The 21,422-nt window shown below is 27.7% G+C and carries 18 protein-coding genes and 1 pseudogene; 12 read left to right on the top strand and 7 right to left on the bottom strand.

Annotation, left to right across the window (positions count from 1 at the left end):
• Positions 1–14: 14 nt before the first annotated feature.
• Together lpdA and orn are read right to left on the bottom strand one after the other, a co-directional pair.
• Positions 15–1,439, bottom strand: a complete 1,425-nt coding sequence (gene lpdA, locus KEC37_RS01740; protein ID WP_223139461.1) for a dihydrolipoyl dehydrogenase — start codon at positions 1,437–1,439, stop codon at positions 15–17.
• A 67-nt stretch (positions 1,440–1,506) separates the two neighbouring features.
• Positions 1,507–2,067, bottom strand: a complete 561-nt coding sequence (gene orn, locus KEC37_RS01735; protein WP_223139460.1) for an oligoribonuclease — start codon at positions 2,065–2,067, stop codon at positions 1,507–1,509.
• A 212-nt stretch (positions 2,068–2,279) separates the two neighbouring features.
• On the opposite strand from orn, the gene asd reads away from it, so the two are divergent.
• The 3 genes from asd (at position 2,280) to yihA (ending at position 7,121) form a co-directional block, all read left to right on the top strand.
• Entirely contained in the window at positions 2,280–3,131 is an 852-nt protein-coding gene (gene asd / locus KEC37_RS01730) for an archaetidylserine decarboxylase (protein ID WP_223139459.1), read from the top strand.
• Between the two features lie 70 nt (positions 3,132–3,201).
• Positions 3,202–6,501 (top strand): miniconductance mechanosensitive channel MscM, encoded by a 3,300-nt coding sequence (gene mscM, locus KEC37_RS01725; protein ID WP_246778200.1) that lies wholly within the window; start codon positions 3,202–3,204, stop codon positions 6,499–6,501.
• Positions 6,502–6,515: 14 nt separating this feature from the next.
• Complete coding sequence (gene yihA, locus KEC37_RS01720; protein ID WP_223139458.1) at positions 6,516–7,121, top strand: ribosome biogenesis GTP-binding protein YihA/YsxC; 606 nt, start codon at positions 6,516–6,518, stop codon at positions 7,119–7,121.
• Positions 7,122–7,160: 39 nt separating this feature from the next.
• Here the strand turns inward: yihA and dapD are convergent, their stop codons facing one another.
• The gene (dapD, locus tag KEC37_RS01715; protein ID WP_223139794.1) at positions 7,161–7,976 is read right to left on the bottom strand and encodes a 2,3,4,5-tetrahydropyridine-2,6-dicarboxylate N-succinyltransferase; all 816 of its coding nucleotides are present in this window, start codon (positions 7,974–7,976) and stop codon (positions 7,161–7,163) included.
• A 241-nt stretch (positions 7,977–8,217) separates the two neighbouring features.
• Here dapD and KEC37_RS01710 point away from each other — a divergent pair, with 241 nt between their 5' ends.
• The 5 genes and pseudogenes from KEC37_RS01710 (at position 8,218) to lpxK (ending at position 15,092) form a co-directional block, all read left to right on the top strand.
• Positions 8,218–9,888, top strand: coding sequence for an NAD-dependent malic enzyme (locus KEC37_RS01710; RefSeq protein WP_223139457.1), 1,671 nt, complete (start codon positions 8,218–8,220; stop codon positions 9,886–9,888).
• A gap of 34 nt (positions 9,889–9,922) precedes the next feature.
• Positions 9,923–11,364, top strand: a pseudogene (gene hldE, locus KEC37_RS01705) (bifunctional D-glycero-beta-D-manno-heptose-7-phosphate kinase/D-glycero-beta-D-manno-heptose 1-phosphate adenylyltransferase HldE).
• 133 nt (positions 11,365–11,497) lie between these two features.
• Positions 11,498–12,166 carry a 3,4-dihydroxy-2-butanone-4-phosphate synthase gene (ribB, locus tag KEC37_RS01700; protein WP_223138437.1) on the top strand — a complete coding sequence of 223 codons (669 nt, stop codon included), beginning with the start codon at positions 11,498–11,500 and terminating at the stop codon, positions 12,164–12,166.
• Positions 12,167–12,298: 132 nt separating this feature from the next.
• Positions 12,299–14,062, top strand: coding sequence for a lipid A ABC transporter ATP-binding protein/permease MsbA (gene msbA, locus KEC37_RS01695; protein ID WP_223139456.1), 1,764 nt, complete (start codon positions 12,299–12,301; stop codon positions 14,060–14,062).
• A gap of 4 nt (positions 14,063–14,066) precedes the next feature.
• Positions 14,067–15,092: a tetraacyldisaccharide 4'-kinase gene (lpxK, locus tag KEC37_RS01690; RefSeq protein ID WP_223139455.1), complete on the top strand. Its 1,026-nt coding sequence runs from the start codon at positions 14,067–14,069 to the stop codon at positions 15,090–15,092.
• Between the two features lie 28 nt (positions 15,093–15,120).
• On the opposite strand, the gene tadA is transcribed toward lpxK, so the two are convergent.
• Together tadA and KEC37_RS01680 are read right to left on the bottom strand one after the other, a co-directional pair.
• Positions 15,121–15,615, bottom strand: a complete 495-nt coding sequence (tadA, locus tag KEC37_RS01685; RefSeq protein ID WP_223139454.1) for a tRNA adenosine(34) deaminase TadA — start codon at positions 15,613–15,615, stop codon at positions 15,121–15,123.
• Between the two features lie 16 nt (positions 15,616–15,631).
• The gene (locus tag KEC37_RS01680) at positions 15,632–16,288 is read right to left on the bottom strand and encodes a DedA family protein (protein WP_223139453.1); all 657 of its coding nucleotides are present in this window, start codon (positions 16,286–16,288) and stop codon (positions 15,632–15,634) included.
• A gap of 177 nt (positions 16,289–16,465) precedes the next feature.
• Here KEC37_RS01680 and fldA point away from each other — a divergent pair, with 177 nt between their 5' ends.
• On the top strand, positions 16,466–16,990 hold the full coding sequence (gene fldA, locus KEC37_RS01675; protein ID WP_223139452.1) for a flavodoxin FldA: 525 nt from the start codon (positions 16,466–16,468) through the stop codon (positions 16,988–16,990).
• 18 nt (positions 16,991–17,008) lie between these two features.
• Here fldA and KEC37_RS01670 read toward each other — a convergent pair whose 3' ends face one another.
• Positions 17,009–18,109 (bottom strand): D-alanine--D-alanine ligase family protein, encoded by a 1,101-nt coding sequence (locus KEC37_RS01670; RefSeq protein ID WP_223139451.1) that lies wholly within the window; start codon positions 18,107–18,109, stop codon positions 17,009–17,011.
• 37 nt (positions 18,110–18,146) lie between these two features.
• On the bottom strand, positions 18,147–18,938 hold the full coding sequence (gene map, locus KEC37_RS01665) for a type I methionyl aminopeptidase (RefSeq protein ID WP_223139450.1): 792 nt from the start codon (positions 18,936–18,938) through the stop codon (positions 18,147–18,149).
• Between the two features lie 119 nt (positions 18,939–19,057).
• Between map and rpsB the strand changes: the two genes are divergently transcribed.
• Genes rpsB through pyrH form a run of 3 tightly spaced genes read left to right on the top strand, consistent with a single transcriptional unit; the run spans position 19,058 to position 21,397 of the window.
• Entirely contained in the window at positions 19,058–19,765 is a 708-nt protein-coding gene (rpsB, locus tag KEC37_RS01660; RefSeq protein WP_223139449.1) for a 30S ribosomal protein S2, read from the top strand.
• Positions 19,766–19,790: 25 nt separating this feature from the next.
• Entirely contained in the window at positions 19,791–20,624 is an 834-nt protein-coding gene (gene tsf, locus KEC37_RS01655) for a translation elongation factor Ts (RefSeq protein ID WP_223139793.1), read from the top strand.
• 29 nt (positions 20,625–20,653) lie between these two features.
• A complete protein-coding gene (pyrH, locus tag KEC37_RS01650) occupies positions 20,654–21,397 on the top strand; it encodes a UMP kinase (protein ID WP_223139448.1) in 744 nt (247 codons plus the stop codon).
• Positions 21,398–21,422: the final 25 nt, after the last annotated feature.

The raw sequence follows: 21,422 nt of genomic DNA, 5'->3' as shown, positions 1-21,422 counted from the left end.
CCATATAATAAATACTATTTTTTAGATTTAAAATTTGGTAAATCCGTAATTGTACCCATGTAAATTTCGGCTGCTAACCCAATGGATTCATATAATGTAGGATGTGCATGGATAGTTAATGCAATATCTTCTGCATTAGCACCCATTTCAATAGCAATACCAATCTCTCCTAATAGCTCTCCCCCATTATGACCGACTACTGAACCACCAATAATTCTATTATTTTTTTTGTTAAATATAAGTCTTGTCATGCCATTTTGAGTACAAGAAGTAATAGCTTTACCGGAAGCCAACCATGGAAATGTTACTATTTCATATTCTATTCCTATTTTTTTTGCTTCTTTTTCGCTTATACCTATCCAAGCAATTTCTGGATCCGTATAGACAATAGATGGAATAACTTTAGGATTAAAAAAGTGATTTTTACCTGAAATAACTTCTGCGGCAATATGACCCTGATGAGTACTTTTGTGTGCAAGCATAGGTTGACTAATGATATCTCCTATAGCATAAATATTAGGAATATTAGTTCGCATTTGTTTATCCACTTTAATAAATTCTTTCTTATCGACTTCGATATCTACTAATTGTAGTGATAATGTATCACTATTTGGTCTACGACCTACGGTAACTAATATATTGTCATAAATTTGATTAAAGGTTTTCATCTTTTGTTTCATTTCTACATAAATACCTTCTTTTTGAGGGATAATTTTGACAAAAACTGTTTCTAGCATTAAATTAAATTTATTTTTTATGTTTTTTATAAAAAATTTAGTAATTTCTTTATCAACCATTGGTAAAATATTCTCATAAGATTCGATTATATCGACGATAGAACCTAAAGCACTATATATTGTTGCCATTTCTAATCCAATAACCCCTCCACCAATAATTAATAATCTTTTTGGTATATGAGGTATATTTAATGCATCGCTAGAACTCCAAATACGTGAATCCTCATATGGAATTAATGGAAGGATTATAGGACGAGAACCTGTTGCTATAATAGCATGTTCGAATATGATATGCGTAGTAGTATGATCATTTTCTTTAACTTCTAATAGATTAGGTTTGATAAACCTACCATGACCATAAATTAATTTTAATTTACGTAATTGAGCCATGTTAATTAAATTAGTATTTAATGTACAAATTATTTTATCTTTCCAATTACGAATTTTTTTTATATCGATACTAGGTTTGTTAAAAATAATCCCTTTATCTATAAAAGATAAAGATTCTCTTATAACTTTAGCAACATGTAATAATGCTTTTGATGGAATACAACCTTGATTCAGACATACTCCTCCTAGAACTGTAGAAGACTCCACTAAAATTCCATTTAAACCTAAATCCATACAACGTAAAGCGGCAGCATATCCTCCTGGTCCAGCACCAATAATAACAACTTGAGTACGTACTTCATTAACTTTCATGATTTCCTCTTAATATTAGAGATCTAATATGTAAAATATATTTTTAAAATTTAATTGTTATTAACAATTATAAAAAAAATAGGTTGTCACGATAAAAAGCTAATTCTAAAATAGAACTTTTAATATCTTCTAGAGCTTGATGTGTTTTTTGGAGCTTTAATTTTTTAAGTATATTAGGTTTCCATCTAGAGACTAACTCTCTAATAGTACTAACATCTATAGAATGGTAATGAAAATATGATTCTAGCAATGGCATATAGCGAAATAAAAATCTTCTATCTTGTCCAATACTATTACCGCAAATAGGTGATTTCTTTTCTGGAACCCATTTTTTAATAAAACTTAAAATATTCTCTGTAGCTATTTGCTCATTAATATTACTATTACGAACACGATTAAGCAATCCACTCGATGTATGGGTTGTTTTATTCCATAAATCCATTCTTTTTAAGTAATGGTCAGTCTGATAAATGGCTATATTTGTACCTTCTTCTAGAATATTTAAAGATGAATCCGTAATGATCACTGCAATTTCAATAATACGATGAAAATTAGGATTTAAACCCGTCATTTCTAAATCTATCCATATAAGATTACTTTCATTACATAATTGTATTTTATTATTCATTATAATTTTTTAATCAATATTAAACTTGTAATAAATCAATGATAGTATTATTAGAATAATAAACTATAATTTTTTATATTCAAAATAATCTTTATTAAGATCATCTATTTTAAAAAGAATTTGAAATAAAAAATAATCCTCTCTTTTAATAATATAAAATAATATAAAAAATAAATTATTTTATAATTGATAAGATTCCTTCATCATATTTTATGCTAGAAAAAATTATACAATTAACTAGAAGATGGATCACTGAATTAGTAGGTTGGTTAGCACAAAAAAAAGGAGAATGGTTTACATATTTTGTTATTTTTATTTTTATTCGTATTTATAAAATTAATATGAAAGAATCTTTAGAACCTAATATTACTGCATATTCTACCTTTAATAATTTTTTTAGTCGAAAACTAAAAAAAGAAGTAAGACCCATAGATACTAATCCATCTACTATAGTCTCTCCTGTGGATGGAACAATTTCTCAATTAGGATTAATTAAAGTAGATAATAGTATTCAAGCAAAAAATTATCCATTCTCTTTAACAGAACTATTAGTAGAAGATTATGATTTAATTAATTATTTTTATGGAGGAAGTCTAATAACTATCTATCTCTCTCCTCGTGATTATCATCGTGTTCATATGCCTTGTGATGGAGTATTACGTAAAGTAATCTATGTTCCCGGTAATTTATTCTCTGTTAATCCAAATAAAAATAATATTCCAACTATTTTATCTAAAAATGAACGATTAATTTGTATTTTTGATACTGATTTTGGTCTAATAGCACAAATTTTAATAGGTGCCATTATTGTGGGTAGTATTGTAACCATTTGGTCAGGGACTCTCATTCCTCCTAGAGGAAATAATATTAAAATATGGGAATATCCACAAAAAACCATTCAAAATAATACAATATATCTAAAAAAAGGACAAGAAATGGGATATTTTCAAATGGGGTCAACGGTTATTAATTTATTTCCTAAAAAAACAGTCGTACTTAAACAACGTTTATATAAAAATGCTATGGTTCAATTTGGACAAGTAATAGCAAAGGGTATGAAATAATTCTTTCAAACGCTTAATAGATAAGAAGCAATCATCAAAAATAAGAGAATTTTCCTTGCATTGTACTATTATATTTTTAATAGGGTGTTTTTTATCTATCACCCCAGTATTTTCGAATAATATCTCATTAGATGAAAATAAAATTAAGCAAGATTTACAACAAGTCCTCAAAGATACAACTCTCGTACATAAATCAACGCTTATTGATACATTACAATTAACATTACATTTTATTGCTGAAGGAAAATCATCCTATTCTAAGATAAAAGAATATCAAAAAGCTATTGACAATTTTCCTCAATTAACTAATCAGTTACAAGATATACAAGAGAAAGAATTAGATAACTCTATTGACTTCTCCTCTAATTTATCTAGTAATGAAATTAATCAACAAATACTGCAAATTAATAATCAATTAATACAACTAACTAATCAAATACAAAAAGAACAAGATTTATCTCATTCTATTAGTGATTCACTTGGATCATTACCATTACAACAAACAGAAGCACGTAAAGCATTAAGTAATATAGAAAAACAATTACATACCATATCTTTTATACCAACAACAAGATTGGAACAAGCTCAATTAGATCAATTAAAAGCAGAATATACTGCAAGAAAATTAAAAGTAGAAGAGCTAGATTTAGCACAATTAAGTGCTAATAATCGTCAAGAACTTTCTCGATTACGATGTGCATTACTAAAAAAACAACACGATAAAATTGATAGAAAACTTCAACTTTTACGTAATCATCTCAATGATAAACGACAAAAAGAAGCAGAACAAGCAATCGAACATACTGCAATGTTGGTTGAAAAGGAGGGAAGAACACTCCCTAAATCTATCGATATACAACTCAAAATTAATAGAGAGCTCTCCACTGCTTTAAATAAACAATCTCAATATATGGATGATATTGCTTATAGACAACGAAAAACAACATTACAAATTTTACAAGTACGACAAGCTCTTTCTTCTCTTAAAGAACAAGCAAAATGGTTAGATGAATCTCCAGCATTAGGTGAAACTTTAAGAGCACAAATTTCAAAATTACCGGATATCCCGAAGTTTCAACAATTAAATAGTGAAATGGCTGAATTACGAGTACAACGCTTACAATACGAAGAAATGATTAATAAATTACAACAATTTGTAGTACAAGAGGAGGAGAATCTTTCTCTTACTCCTATTCAAAAAAATATTTTTGATGTGCAACTAATAACAAAGCGTAATTTATTAAATTTATTATTAACCGGATGTGATACTCAAATCCTTGAATTAACTAAGTTAAAAGTGGCAACGAGTCAGTTAGAAGAAGCAAGAAAAGAATTACAAGAAGCCGCACATCGTTATTTATTTTGGGTTGCAGATATTAGTCCCATCACTTTATCTTTTCTCATTGATATTGGACAAGATTTACGTCGTTTAATCACTTTAAATACATTTCATCAATTAAGTCGTGCATGTTTAATGATTGTTACTAGACAAGAGACATTAATATTAATATTTAGTGCATTATTATTAATAGGTTTTAGTATAAGCTCACGTATTCACTATTATGCTTTTCTTGAAAGATCCAGTAATCGAGTGGGGAAAGTTAATCAAGATCATTTTTTTATTACTTTGTATACTATATTTTGGTCGATATTGATGGCTTCGCCTTTTCCCATATTATGGGCAGTATTAGGTTATAGTTTACAACACCATGCTTGGCTTTATCCGATAGCAGCGGCTATCGGAGATGGTATTAGTGCAACCGTACCAATCCTTTGGATATTCATGATTATTGCTTATTTTGCTAAAAATAAAGGTTTATTTATAGCTCATTTCAATTGGCCTGTTAAACAAGTAAAATTAGTTTTAAGACATTATACTTTATTTACTAGTATGATTATTCCATTAATTATGACATTAATTACATTAGATAATTATAGTGATCGTGAATTTAGAGGAACCTTAGGAAGATTATGTTTTATCACGTTATGTATTTGTCTAGCTCTTATTAATAAAAGTTTAAAACGTGCTAGTATCCCTTTTTATCTAGATAAAAAAGATTCCTTTAATAATATCATCAATTATTTACTTTGGAATCTAATGATTTTTGCACCCATATTAGCAATAATATCAGCTTGTCTTGGTTATTTATCTACAGCTCAAGCATTACTAGCGCGTTTAGAAACTTCTTTTTTCATTTGTTTTGTATTATTGATAATTTATTATGTTATCCGACGTTGGATGTTTATTCAAAGAAGACGTATTGCCTTTGAAAGAGCCAAACAACGTAGAGCAGACATACTGGCTCAAAGAGCACGTAGCGAAGAAGAACTATCTCAATTACAGTTAAATGATGCTGCAGCTGAAGTAGATGAAAAAATATTAGACTTAGATATTATTAGTGCTCAATCTTTACAATTAGTACGTTCTATATTAACTTTAATTGCTCTATTATCTGTCATTCTACTCTGGTCAGAGTTACACTCTGCTTTTCTATTTTTAGAAAATATCACTTTATGGGATGTAAATTCTTCTATACAAGGAGTTGATAATATTCAACCAATTACTCTTGGTGCAGTTTTAATTGCTATATTAGTTTTTATTATCACTACTCAAATGGTACGTAATTTACCTGCTTTATTAGAATTGGCACTTCTACAACATTTAGATTTAACACCAGGTACAGGATATGCCATTACAACATTAACTAAATATAGCTTAATGCTTATTGGGGGATTAATCGGTTTTTCATTAATAGGAGTAGAATGGTCTAAACTACAGTGGTTAGTAGCAGCTTTGGGTGTTGGATTAGGATTTGGATTACAGGAAATTTTTGCTAATTTTATCTCTGGTTTAATGATTTTATTTGAAAAACCTATTCGTATAGGAGATACTGTCACTATAAGGGATTTAACAGGAAGTATAACACGTATTAGTACTCGTGCAACATCTATAACTGATTGGGATCGTAAAGAAATTATCGTTCCTAATAAAGCTTTCATTACGGAACAATTTGTTAATTGGTCATTATCAGACACAGTAACACGTGTAGTACTAAGAATACCTGCACCTCCGGGGGTAAATATAGAAAAAATTACTAATATTTTAATACAAGCAGCAAAATGTTGTCCTCTAGTATTAGAAACTCCACCTCCTGAAGCTTACCTTGTTGATTTACAACAAGGATTACCTTTATTTGAAATTAGAATTTATGCTGCTGAAATGAGTCATCGCGTACCATTACGTCATCAAGTCCATACACAGATTTTAAATAGTTATCGTGAAAATGGATTAGAACTACCGTTTCCTCCTTTTCAATTACGCCGTAATCAAATACAGTTTAGTACCAATAAAAAAACAAATTTTACTTAGAAAAATTATAAACAATGAAAAAAAACAAAACATTTAATGATTCTAATCCTCTTCGTTTCCTTACTAGTGCACCGGATAGAAGTTCTTTACCATTTGATTATGGGAAAGAAGTTGCCTTTACTGGACGTTCAAATGTAGGAAAATCTAGCGTTATTAATATATTGAATAAAAAAAAAATTGCTCTCACTAGTAAAATACCAGGTAGAACAAAATTCATTAATTTATTTGAAATTCAAGATGGAAAAAGATTAGTAGATTTACCTGGTTATGGATATTCTAAAACTTTAGAAAATAAAAAATCAAAATTTTATTGGGAAAAAATTATTAAAGAATATATTTGCTATAGAAATAGCCTAAAAGGATTAGTATTATTAATTGATATTCGTCAATTATTAAAGGATTTTGATTATCAAATTATAAAAATTTCAATATATAAAAAAATACCTCTTGTTATATTAATTAATAAAATTGATAAATTATCTTATAATTCTAGTAAATATCAAATTAATAAATTTTATAACATCATATCTACTAGTAGTGTTCAGTTTATACCTTTTTCTTCTTTAAAAAAGATTGGATTAAATAGATTAAAAAACATCATCGAATATTGGTTATCTTAATACTAACTAACCTATTACTCCTATATACTCCTAACTTTATTAGATGCGTAATATATCATTAATACTTGTTTTAGATCTGGTTTTAGCGTCTACTTTTTTAACAATAATCGCACAAGAAAGACTATAACAACCACAATTAGATGGTAATGTACCAGGTACAACTACTGAACCAGATGGAACATAACCATAATGTATTTCGGATGTTTCTCTATTATAAATTTTAGTACTTTTTCCAATAAATACTCCCATAGAAATCACTGAATTTTCTTCAACTATAACGCCTTCAACAATTTCAGATCGAGCACCTATAAAACAATTATCTTCTATAATAGTTGGATTGGCTTGTAATGGTTCCAATACTCCTCCTATACCTACACCACCAGACAAATGGACATTCTTTCCTATTTGTGCACAAGAACCTACTGTACTCCAAGTATCTACCATAGTCCCTTCATCAATAAAAGCACCAATATTAACATAAGAGGGCATTAAAACTACATTTTTACCAATATATGCACCTTTTCTAACAGAGGCAGGTGGTACTACTCTACATCTTGTATCCTTAAAATTATTTTCATCCCATTCTAAAAATTTACTCATTATTTTATCATAATAACGAGTTGTAGAGTTTTGCATAAGGATATTATCAAATATAATAAATGAAAGTAAAATAGCTTTCTTAATCCATTGATGTGTTATCCATTTACCATTTACTTTTTCAGCTACACGTAATACTCCTTTATCTAATAAAGAGATAGTTTCATTTATTGCAAATAAAATATTTTTATCTCTTTTAATAGAAGGATTATTAGAATCTTCAAAAGAAGATTCAATAATTTCTTTTAAATTTTTTATATTATTTCTTTCCATTTTTTTCCTAATATAGAATATTTAGATAGAATCTTTCTTAAATTTTATTAAAAAATATTAAAAAATAATAAAATTATAGATTACATTATAACATAAATAATATAGATAAATACCTTTCATAAAATATTTTATTTATGATTTAAATAAAATAGAATATTATTTTAACCTAATGTAAAATACAATAAGATAAATTAAAAATTTTTAAATTAATGAAAAATTAAAAAAAATGTTAGATATAAAATCTGTCTTATTAAATTTTCCTCTTTGTAATAAAGACAATGCTTTTTCTATGAAGGAAAGAAATAAATTCAATATAGAAGGATTATTTCCATATAAAATAGAAAATATAAGAGAACAAACAAATCGTATTTGGAAACAATATCAAAATTTACATTCTAATATAGATCGTTATATTTATTTACGTAGTATAAAAAATACTAATGAGATTTTATTTTATTACTTTTTACAATCTTATTTATATGATGTTTTGCCTATTATTTATACTCCTACTGTAGGGGAAGCTTGTCAGAAATTTTCTGATATACCTTATTTAACATCACGATCAGCATTATTTTTATCCTATACAACAAATACTAAAGAAATAGAAAAAATATTAAATAATATTTCTCTTAATAAGAAAGACATAAAAGTTATAGTAGTAACAGATGGTGAACGTATTTTAGGAATAGGTGATCAAGGAATAGGTGGTATTGAAATATCTGTAGGCAAATTATCTCTTTATACTGCATTAGGTGGTATACATCCTCACTATACTCTTCCTATTATTTTAGATGTTGGAACAAATAACACAGAATTACTTAATAATCCTTTATATCTTGGGTTAAAAAAAGAACGTATATCTAAAGAAAAATATTATGAATTTATTGATACTTTTATTCGAATAATTTATAAAATTTGGCCAAATGTATTATTACAATTTGAAGATTTTGCACAAGATAATGCTCTATTTTTATTGAATAAATACTATAAAAATTTATGTTGTTTTAATGATGATATTCAAGGTACAGCCTCTGTAGTATTAGGATGTATTTTAGCTACTAGTAAATCAATGAACAAGAAAATTAGAGATCAAATTATAGTATGTGTAGGTGCCGGATCTGCTGGATGTGGAATCGCTAATCAACTTCTTTCTATGATGGAAGAAGAAGGATTACAACAAGAAGAAGCTAAAAAAAGAATATTTATGATCGATCGTTATGGTTTACTAACAGACAAACATATAGATAAATTAAATTATTCTCAAAGATCTTTTGTAAAATCTTCTAAAGATATTCAAAATTGGAAAATATCTCAATCTCAAATATCATTAGAAGATGTTATTTATCATGCTAAACCTACAATATTAATTGGGGTTTCTGGAATAGGTGGATTATTTACTGAAAACATTATTCGTACAATGTATAAGTTTTGTAATAAACCAATTATTATGCCTTTATCCAATCCTACTTCACAATCTGAAGCAAAACCCGATGATATATTAAATTGGACAAATGGAAATGCATTAATTGCTACAGGTAGTCCATTTTCTCCTATTAAATACAAAGAAAAAATACACTATATAAGTCAATGTAATAATATTTATATTTTTCCTAGTATAGGATTAGGAATATTATCAAGTGGAATTAGAAAAATTACTAATGATATATTTATTTTAGCTAGTCGAATATTAGCACATTATTCTCCATTACTTTATGGGAATGATAGTATGATTCTACCAGATATAAAAAATATTCGAGAAATTATACGTGCTATTGCTATAGAAATAGTAAAAAAAAATTTGAATAGTAGTAGTAATTTATATTCTGAAAAATTATATAATATCGACAAAATTTCTTCTATGCTTATAGAAAAAAATTTTTGGAATCCAAAATATTAATTTATTAATGAGATTATAAATTGGAATGATATAGATGAAATTTCCTTTATCCAATTTTTATCAAACTACTATATTAATAGTAGGTGATATAATTTTAGATCGATATTGGTATGGACATACTCATCGTTTTTCTCCTGAATTTCCTACAATACCTATTATAAAAATGGATTCTATGGAAGATCGTCCTGGAGGAAGTGCTAATATTGCAATGAATATCGTTTCTTTAGGAGCATATGCTCATTTAATTGGATTGATTGGAAGAGATGATGCGGCACAATCTCTTATAAAAAAACTTAAAGAGATGGGTATTTCTTGTAAAAATATTACCTCTCTTGTAGATTATCCTACTATTACTAAATTAAGAATTTTTTCTAAAAAAAATCCCTTGGTTAGAATTGATTTTGAAAAACATTTCAATAAAATAAATCGTATTTCTATACTAAAACGTATTCAATCTATATTATCAAAAGTTAATGTATTAATTTTATCAGATTATGCAAAAGGAACACTAGATAATGTACAAGAAATTATTACTATTGCAAGAAAATTTAATATTCCTATATTAGTAGATCCTAAAGGTACAGACTTTACTCAATATAAAGGTGCGACTTTATTAACTCCTAATATTTCTGAATTAGAATCGGTAATAGGTCATTGTACCAATGAAAAAGAGTTAATTAAACATAGTATGACGTTAATTTATGATTGTAAACTAACAGCACTTTTAATTACACGTTCCGAAAAAGGTATGGTGTTATTGCAACTCCATAAAGAACCAATATATTTTTTATCTAAAGCTAAAAAAGTATACGATGTAACGGGTGCAGGTGATACAGTTATTGCTGTATTAGGTATATCATTAGCAGCAGGAAATAATTTAGAACAATCTTGTTTTATAGCTAATATTGCCGCTAGTGTAGTTGTTAGTAAATTTGGAACATCTACTCTTAATTTAAGAGAATTAGAAAATGCCATTAAAAATTATAATCCATCACTATATTAATGACTAATATTATTACTGAATCAAAATTAAAGTCTTTATTATATTTATCTCGTAAAAGGGGTGAGAAGATAGTTATGACAAACGGTGTATTTGATATTTTACATGTTGGTCATATTAGTTATTTATCTCATGCAAAAAAGTTAGGAGATAAATTAATTGTAGCTATCAATAGTGATAGTTCAGTTCAACGATTAAAAGGAAAAAATCGTCCGGTAAATTCTTTAGCACATCGTATGATTATGTTATCTGCATTAAAAACAGTAGATTGGGTTATACCCTTTTATGAAGATACCCCTTATCGATTAATTGTAAATATTTTACCTCATTATCTTGTAAAAGGAGGGGATTATAAAATTAATGAAATAATAGGGAGTAAAGAAGTTATAGAAAATGGAGGTTATATAAAAATTTTACCCTTTAAGAGTAATTGTTCGACTACTCGTATTATTAATACTATTAAAAGAAATTTATAGTTAAATTTTTTTTGAATACTAAAAATGAATGAATTCTATATGTAATAAAATATTGATTTCTGTAGAATCTAAAAATTATTATTGTATAATAAGTATAAAATATTGATTTTTGATACATTAAAAGGATAATTTCATGAATCATCGAATACTTCTTTCGAAATTCGGAACTCCAATAAAACGTGTAGAAAATGCATTAAATGCCTTACGTACTGGACGCGGTATATTGGTATTAGATAACGAAAATAGAGAAAATGAAGGTGATATGATTTTTGCTGCAGAGAATATGACTGTAGAACAAATGGCTTTATCTATTCGTCATGGTAGTGGAATTGTTTGTCTTTGTTTAACTAAAGAGCTCTGTGACAGACTACAATTACCTATGATGGTAAAATATAATACTAGTCATTATCGTACTGCTTTTACTGTGACAATAGAAGCGGCTCAAGGTGTTACAACGGGTGTATCAGCCAATGATCGTTTAACTACTATTCGTACGGCCATTGAAGATAATGCTAAACCTTCTGATCTTAATCGTCCTGGACATGTATTTCCTTTGCGTGCGGAAATTGGAGGAGTTCTTTCTCGAAAAGGTCATACAGAAGCGGCGGTTGATTTAGCTTGTCTTGCAGGATTAAAACCAGCAGGTGTGATATGTGAAGTTACAAATGAAGATGGTAGTATGGCCAATACTTCTGAAATTATATCTTTTTCTTATAAACACGATATGCCAGTGTTAACAATTGATGATTTAATTACATATCGTCTTCTTTTAATTGAGAAATCGAAGCAAATTGCAAATTAATATTAATTAATAAAATAATTTCTTCAATCAACTTATTTTATAGTTCGATACTCTCATTCATTGATCAATTCATTATAATTTTTTAATCAATCTTTTCTTTTTTTAAATTTCCAATTCAGACTCAGATTATGTATGAAAGGAATAAAACGTAAAAAAAATAATAATCGCAGAATATTTTATCGTCTTTGGCCTATTATATTTCCATTTCGTATTGGTTTAATTATTTCTATAATATTCTTAATTTTAAATGCAATAACGGATATTTTAATATTATCTTTATTAAAACCCTTACTTGATGAAGGTTTTAATACCAATACAAGAAATCATATGAATGTTTTAAATTGGATGCCATTAGCTATTATTAGTCTAATGATATTAAGAGGAATGAGTGGATTTATTTATCATTATTGTCTATCTTGGGTTTCAGGAAAAGTCGTTCTAGAAATGCGTCGAAAACTATTTAATCATATTATTGAGATGCCAGTTTCTTTTTTTGATCAACAATCTACAGGATCTCTGCTATCTCGTATTACTTACGATACAGAACAAATTGCTACAGCCTCTTCTACTATATTAATTACTATTATTCGTGAAGGTGCATCCATTCTTGGTCTTTTTTTTATGATGTTTTATTATAGTTGGCAATTATCACTAATTTTAGTAATAATTAGTCCATTAGTTTCACTTGCTTTTAAGCTTATATCTAATCGATTTAGAAAAATCGCTAAAAAAATACAAAATAATATGAGTCAAGTAACAACAAATGCAGAACAAGTATTAAAAGGTCATAAAGAAATTTTAATTTTTGGAGGTCAAAAATTAGAAAATGAACGTTTTTATCAAATTAGCAATCGTGTACGTCAACAAACCATGAAAATGGTCACGGCATCTTCTGGTTCTGATCCATTAATTCAATTTATTACTTCTTTGGCACTTGCTTCTATTCTTTATGCGGCAAGTTTTCCAGCAATTATAGAAAATTTAACAGCGGGTGTCGTAACATTAATCTTTTCATCCATGTTGGCTATGATGCGACCATTAAAATCACTAACGAATATTAATACCCAATTTCAAATTGGGATGGCGGCGTGTCAAACTCTCTTCTCTATTTTAGATATGGAAACTGCCAAAGATGACGGTACCAAAGAAATAAAATCTGTTAGAGGAGATATTATTTTTAATCATGTGACATTTTTTTATCCTGGAAAAAATAAACCTTCTTTAAAGGATATTAATTTAAAAATAGAAGCAGGTAAAACTGTTGCATTCGTGGGACGTTCTGGTTCTGGTAAATCTACTATTGTTAATTTATTAACACGTTTTTATGAGATACAAGAAGGAGAAATTTTACTGGATGGGATTGATGTACGTGAGTATAAACTTACTTCTCTTCGTAATCAGATAGCTTTAGTTTCTCAAAATGTCTATCTTTTTAATGATACTATTGCGAATAATATTGCTTATGCATGTAAAGATACGTCTTCTCGTGAAGACATTGAAAAAGCTGCATATATGGCTTGTGCTATGGATTTTATTCAAAAAATGGATAAGGGTTTAGATACTATTATTGGCGAAAATGGTTTGTTATTATCAGGAGGGCAAAGACAACGTATTGCTATTGCACGAGCTTTACTTCGAAATTGTCCTATATTAGTTCTCGATGAAGCAACTTCAGCATTAGATTTTCAGTCTGAAAAAGCTATTCAAAGTGCTTTAAATAAAATTAAGAACAATCGTACACTATTAGTTATCGCTCATCGATTGTCTACAGTTGAAAAATCTGATGAAATTTTTGTTTTAGACAATGGACATATTATTGAAAAAGGGACTCATCAATCGCTTCTCTCTCAAAGAGGAGTATATGCTCATTTACATCAACTACAATTTACAATATAAATAAATGATCAATAACATTTGGTATCATAATGCTTTTTTACTACGTTTAATATGTATGCCATTTTTAATCCCATTTTCTTTGTTATATGGATTAATTACTACTTTAATTCGATTGAGTTATCGTATTGGTTTATTTCAAATAAAGCGTTTCCCATTAGCCATAATCGTCATAGGCAATTTAACAATAGGAGGAACAGGCAAAACTCCATTAGTTATTTGGTTAGTAGAAAAATTAAAAAGAAGAGGATGGCGTGTTGGAGTAGTATCAAGAGGCTATGGTTCATGTTCTGTAACATATCCTCTTTTAGTAAATTCTACTACGATGAGTAATCAATGTGGTGATGAACCTTTACTAATTTGGCAACGTACAGGAGTATCGGTTGCTGTAGCACCAAGAAGAATAGATGCCGTAGAGTTTTTAATAAAAAATAATGATTTAGACGTAATAGTATCTGATGATGGATTACAACATTATGCATTGGCTAGAGATATCGAATGGGTAGTTATAGATGGTATTCGTCGTTTTGGAAATGGGTGGTGGATTCCTGCAGGACCAATGCGAGAAAGACAATATAGACTTAATAGTGTACAAGAAATTATTGTGAACGGGGGTAAGATAAGAGATGCCCGTGAAACCCCTATGAAAATTCAGCCTGATTTAATAGTAAATTTATTAAGTAATGAAAGTATTTCATTAAGTGAATTAAAAAACAAAAAAATAGTAGCTATTGCAGGAATTGGTTATCCAAGACGATTTTTTTGTACATTAAAAGAATATGGAATTTTACCTATAAAAGAAGTGAATTTTTCCGATCATCAACATTATCAAGAAAAAGATTTGATTAATTTAATCCCTACACATTCTCATTTCATATTACTCATGACAGAAAAAGATGCAGTAAAATGCCGTACTTTTGCGAGAAAAAATTGGTGGTACTTACGAGTCAATGCCATTTTACCTAGTTCTAAAGAAAATTTATTACTTCTCCCTATTGAAAAGGTAATAAATCATTATCTTAAAAAAGATTAAGAAAAAAAAGGCATGGCATGGTGACTGACTATCTTCTATTTATTTTATTATTCTTTTGTTGTATACGGCGTTCTTTAAAAAAATTTTTTAGTTGTAGGGAAGCTCTTTCACTCATCAATGGACGGTTTAATATAATAAGATGATTAATACCTGGATATCTTAATATATTAATAAATGATCCGACTGCTCCGGTTTTTTTACTATAATTGGCAAAAACTAGACGTTTAATTCTGGCATGAATCATTGCTCCTGCACACATTATACATGGTTCTATAGTAACATACATTACAGAATCTAATAATCTATAATTCTTTATATTTTTACTACCTTGTCGTAAAGCGACAATTTCGGCATGTGCTGTAGGGTCACAATGTGTAATAGAACAATTCCATCCTTCTCCTATAATATTATTTTTTAATACTAATACTGCTCCCACAGGTACTTCACCATTTATTTTAGCATTGTTAGCTAATTGAAGAGCTTTACTCATCCAATGTTTATCTTTTTGATTATTAATATTCATGATTCTCTCTTTCACTTTAATTATTTTTTTTCTCCTTTATTTTACGTATATATATTAATATAAAACTTGTTATTCCTATAATAATAAATATAGCTGATACTATTAGTAGGAATAGTAAAAAATTTTTTTCATATATTTGAAAAAAAGGATTTTCACCAATAAAAAATCCCAATAAAACTAAAACTAATACCCAAAAAAATGCACTAATCCAATTAAATAATTGAAATTGTATATTACTTAATCCATAGAATCCAACCAAAATAGGTAATAATGTTCTTGCAAACACAATAAAACGAACAAAAAATAATGCAGATAATCCATATCGATAAAATATATTATAAGTTTTTTGATAAGATTGGTTTGGTAAATAAATTAACCATTTTTTCATGTTTCTGTTTTTTCTTAACCATTGACCTTGTAAATAACTTATCCAACTACCAATGCCTGCTGCAGTGGTGAGTAAAAACAAGGTAATAGGTAAATTTAGTACTCCCTTTGATACAAGTAAACCAACAAAAATTAATAAACTATCTCCTGGTAAAAAAGAAGCAGGAATAATCCCATTTTCAAGAATAAGAATAACAAATATTATTATATAAATACTCCAAACCAAATTGGAATGAAACAAATTTTCCTCATTATAAGAATATAGTAATGAATTTATAATAGACATCTAATAGTCCTCTAATGTATGAGAAGTTTGATGAATATTTTATACTTTAAAAAGAAGAAATATTGATAAAATTTTTAATTTTATTATACAATTAAAATTATATATTTTCTAAATTTTAGAAAAAATTAAAAATTTTAATAAATTCCTATAAGCTTTCCGTTTTCTGAGGATTTCAATATGATTAAAGCTGGTATTTTTTTCGGTAGTGACACTGGTAATACTGAAAATGTTGCTTATTTAATTGAACAGAATTCAAGAAATGATTTTTCTATTTTTGATATTGCTAAAAGCAATAAGGCTGATTTAGAAAAATACAATAATCTAATTTTAGGAATTCCTACTTGGTATTATGGTGAAGTACAATGTGATTGGGATGATTTTATACCCAGTTTAAAAAAAATAGATTTTTATAACAAAAAAGTAGCAATTTTTGGTTGTGGTGATCAAGAAGATTATGCAGAATATTTCTGTGATGCAATGGGTATAATACATAATATTGTTGTATCGCAAGGGGCTACTGTAATAGGTTATTGGTCAAATCAGGGATATCATTTTGAATTATCAAAAGGCTTACTTAATGAGAAGTACTTTGTTGGTTTAGCTATTGATCAAGATCGTCAACCGGAATTAACAATACCACGTATTAAAAATTGGGTGAATCAAATTCATGATGAGTTTCTTATCAATACAAAAAAAGTATAATAAAGAAAGAAACAAGAATCAATCTTCATAAATGGATAAGTGAATTAAACGATCAAGTAATTCAGAATAATTCATTCCACTTTTTTCCCATAATTTAGGATATGTACTTAAGGATGTAAATCCTGGTATAGTATTGATTTCATTTAAAAAAATTTTATTATCCTCTGTTAAAAAAAAATCTATTCTTGCCATTACATTACAATTTAACAGTAGAAAAGCCCTTCTAGCAATGGAACAAAGCTTGACATTTAAATTCGAACTCAGATTATTGGCTGGAATTATTAATTTCACTCTTTCATTAGAGGAATACTTAAGCTCATAAGTATAGTGAGAATTATTGGGTAAATCATTCAAAATAGATATTTCACCACAAACACTATGAAATAATTTCTGTGGAATACCAAGTATTCCAATCTCAATTTCTCTTCCCTTAATAGCTTTCTCTATAAGAATTTTTTTACTGTATGAGTAAGCTAAGTTTAAAGCTTGATTAAAATCGTATTGATTACTTATTTTACTCACACCTATTGAAGAACCTTGATTGGTAGGTTTAACAAATAAAGGTAACCCTAATTTAGAAATAATATAGGAATAAGTTGGATTACTTTTTTTATCTTTCCATAAAGTTATAGAGGGTGTGACTGGTATTCGTGCACTACGTAGTAATCTTTTCGTTATATCTTTATCCATACAAAGAGCAGATCCTAGAACATTACTTCCTACATAAGGGATATTTAGTGATTCCAGTAAACCTTGAATACACCCATCTTCACCATAAGATCCATGTAATACCGAAAAAATTATATCAATTTTCGGAATAGGACTACCATTATTAATCTTAATAAATTGCATTTTTTTATTACCAGGAACCATTGCTAAATAGCAAGGAGAGTTCCAATTATTTGGATTGGATATTTTTTTTAAATAAATAGAAGAATACTCTAAAATCCAACGACCATTTTTATCTACTCTAATAAGGGTTATATTATATTTATTTCTATTAAGATTATTAAATATATTTCTTGATGATTCTAAAGATACTTGGTGTTCATGTGATTTTCCACCGAAAACTATGGCTATATTTTTTTTTCTATCGTTTATTACGGATGGTTGCTGCATAAGAGTATTAAAAATCTTTAAAAGATCCTTTTTTTTATTATGTATGATTAATAATAAAAGGAATTGTTTCCTCTTGACGATGTGTAAGAATTTCACAACCAGATTCTGTGACTAAAAGAGTATGCTCATATTGAGCAGATAAACTATGATCTTTAGTTTTTACCGTCCAACCATCTTGCATAATTTTAGTTTTATAACTTCCAATATTTATCATTGGTTCAATAGTAAAGGTCATGCCAGGAATTAATATTATTCCTTGATCATCCGCCTTATAATGTAGTATTTGTGGTTCTTCATGAAGATTTTTTCCTATACCATGTCCACAATATTCTCTTACTATAGAAAATTGTTCTTTTTCAATAGCATTCTGAATAGTTTGGCCTAAAATGTTTAAACGTATTCCTGGTTTTATCTTTTGAATTGCTAGATAAAGACTATTTTGAGTAATATCACATAATTTTTTTCCAATATTTGTGGGATTTCCTATAAAAAACATTTTTGATGTATCACTATAAAATCCTTCTTTAAAAAGAGTAATATCTATATTAATGATATCCCCTTCTTTAAGTTTTTGATTAATATTAGGAATCCCATGACATACTACATCATTAACTGAAGTACAAATAGATTTAGGAAAACCTTGATAACCTAAAGAAGCTGGTTTTGCTTGTTGTACTTGAGTAATATATTTATGACAAATAGAATCTAATTCACCTGTACTTATCCCAATCTTGATATAAGGTTCAATAAATTCTAAAACTTCAGCTGCTAATTTTCCAACAATACGCATCTTTTTTATTTCATCAGATGTTTTTATATGAATAGCCATAACATATTTGTTTGTTAAAATTTGTTAATAATAAATAAAAAAACGTATAATATTTTTAATATAAAAGATATATTATATCATAATTAAAAAAAATAAGCTACATTATAAGGAATAATACCATGGAAAGTCTTTCTATACGTGATATGTTAAAAGCGGGGTCTCATTTTGGACATCAGACGCGTTTTTGGAATCCAAAAATGAAACCTTTCATTTTTGGCATTCATAATAAAATTCATATTATCAATTTAGAAAAATCTTTGCCAATGTTTAATCATGCACTTAATGAAATTAAAAGAATAGCGTCTAATAAAGGAAAAATTTTATTTGTAGGTACAAAACGTGCAGCTAGTAAAGTAATAAAAGAAACAGCTAAAGATTGTAATCAATACTTTGTGAATCATAGATGGCTTGGAGGAATGTTAACTAATTGGAAAACAGTACGTCAATCTATTAAACATTTAAAAGATCTAGAAATTCAATCTACAGATGGTACTTTTGAAAAATTAACCAAAAAAGAAGCAATGATTAGAAGTCGTACACTATTTAAATTAGAAAAAAGTTTAGGTGGTATTAAAGATATGGGAGGTCTCCCAGATGCACTGTTTGTTATTGACGCAGAATATGAACGTATTGCTATAAAAGAAGCAAATAAATTAGGTATTCCAGTTTTTAGTATTGTCGATACTAATTCGGATCCAGATGGGATAGATTTTTTAATACCGGGAAATGATGATTCTACACGTTCTATTACATTATATTTATCTGCAGTAACTAGAATGATAAAAGAAGGAATGTCTTCTAAAGAAAATACAATTAAAAAAATTTAATTATAATTATATAAAAAAGGAGGATATAGTGAGTATTAATGCTTCTTTAATTAAAGAATTACGTAATCGTACTGGTATAGGAATCATAGAATGCAAAAAAGCATTAATAGAATCTCAAGGTGATATTCAAATTGCAATTGATAATATACGTAAATCAAATCAATTCAAATTTGATAAAAAGTCATATCGTGTTGCTAATGAAGGTATTATTCTAATTAAAATTGATAATCATAATAAGTATGGAGTGATTTTAGAAATCAATTGTGAAACAGATTTTGTTTCACAATCAATAAATTTTAAGAAATTCGGTAATAAAATTATTTCTACAGCTTTATATGAAAAAATTACTCAATTAGAGTTATTACAATCTAAATTTGAAGAAGAAAAAAATTTATTAAGTGCACAATTTGGAGAACGAATTGATATTCGTCGACTATCTATATTACAAGGCAATCTCATTGGATCGTATATTCATAATAATAATCGTATTGGTGTAATACTTTCTGCTAAAAATGCAGAAATAGAATTTCTTAAACATCTTTCAATGCATATAGCAGCTAGTAATCCTATATATATAAATAGTAAAGATATTCCAAAAGATATTATTGAACATGAATATCAAATACAACATGATATTACTATGCAATCTCAGTCTTCAGTCAAAGAGGAAGTAAGAAAAAAAATTATAGAAGGTCGTATGCGTAAGTTTATAGAAGAAATCACTCTTACACATCAAAAATTTATTCTTAATCCTCAAAAGACTGTTGGTCAGATCATTCATGAACAAAATGTAGAAATTCATCATTTTATTAGATTTGAAATAGGACAGTATAACAATATAGAAAAGGATTCTATTTAAAATGTAGAAAAAAACAGGAGAATAATCTAATGTCAGTTAATACGAAGAAACCTATTTATCGACGTATTATACTAAAATTGAGTGGAGAAGCTTTACAAGGAAAGAAAAATTTTGGAATTGATTTTAATATATTAAATCGTATTACTCATGAGATAAAAGAATTAGTAAAGTTAGATATACAAGTAAGTATAGTATTAGGAGGGGGGAATTTATTCAGAGGAACGAAATTAGTAAAAATTGGTGTGAATCGTATTACTGGTGATCATATTGGAATATTATCAACACTTATAAATAGTTTAGCAATGCGAGACACTCTTATTCGTTCTAATATCCGTGTTTGTTTAATGTCAGCTATTCCAATAAATGGAATATGTGTAGATTATAATAGGGAACAAGCTCTTCATTTATTAAAAAATAAGTATGTTGTAATTTTTTCTGCTGGAACTGGTAATCCTATTTTTACAACGGATTCCGCTGCGTGTTTAAGAGGTATTGAAATGGAGGCGGATGTAATCTTAAAAGGAACCAAAGTAGATGGTGTTTTTTCTTCTGATCCAATAAAATTTCCTACATCTGATTTTTATACACACTTAAGTTATCAAGATGTTTTAGAAAAAAATATTAAAGTTATGGATTCAATAGCATTTCTCTTAGCACGTGATCATAATTTACCAATACGTATTTTTAATATAAATAAATCAGGCAATCTACTTCGCGTCATTATGGGCGAGCAAGAAGGAACATTAATTAATAATAGAAGAAGGAGTATATAAATAAGTGATTAACATCGATTCTTTT

It is taken from the genome of Candidatus Schneideria nysicola (assembly GCF_019923565.1).
In the GTDB taxonomy this organism is placed as follows: Bacteria; Pseudomonadota; Gammaproteobacteria; order Enterobacterales; family Enterobacteriaceae; genus Schneideria; species Schneideria nysicola.
The sequence above is the reverse complement of the archived record's forward strand: the minus strand, read 5'-3'. Positions and strand labels throughout refer to the sequence as shown.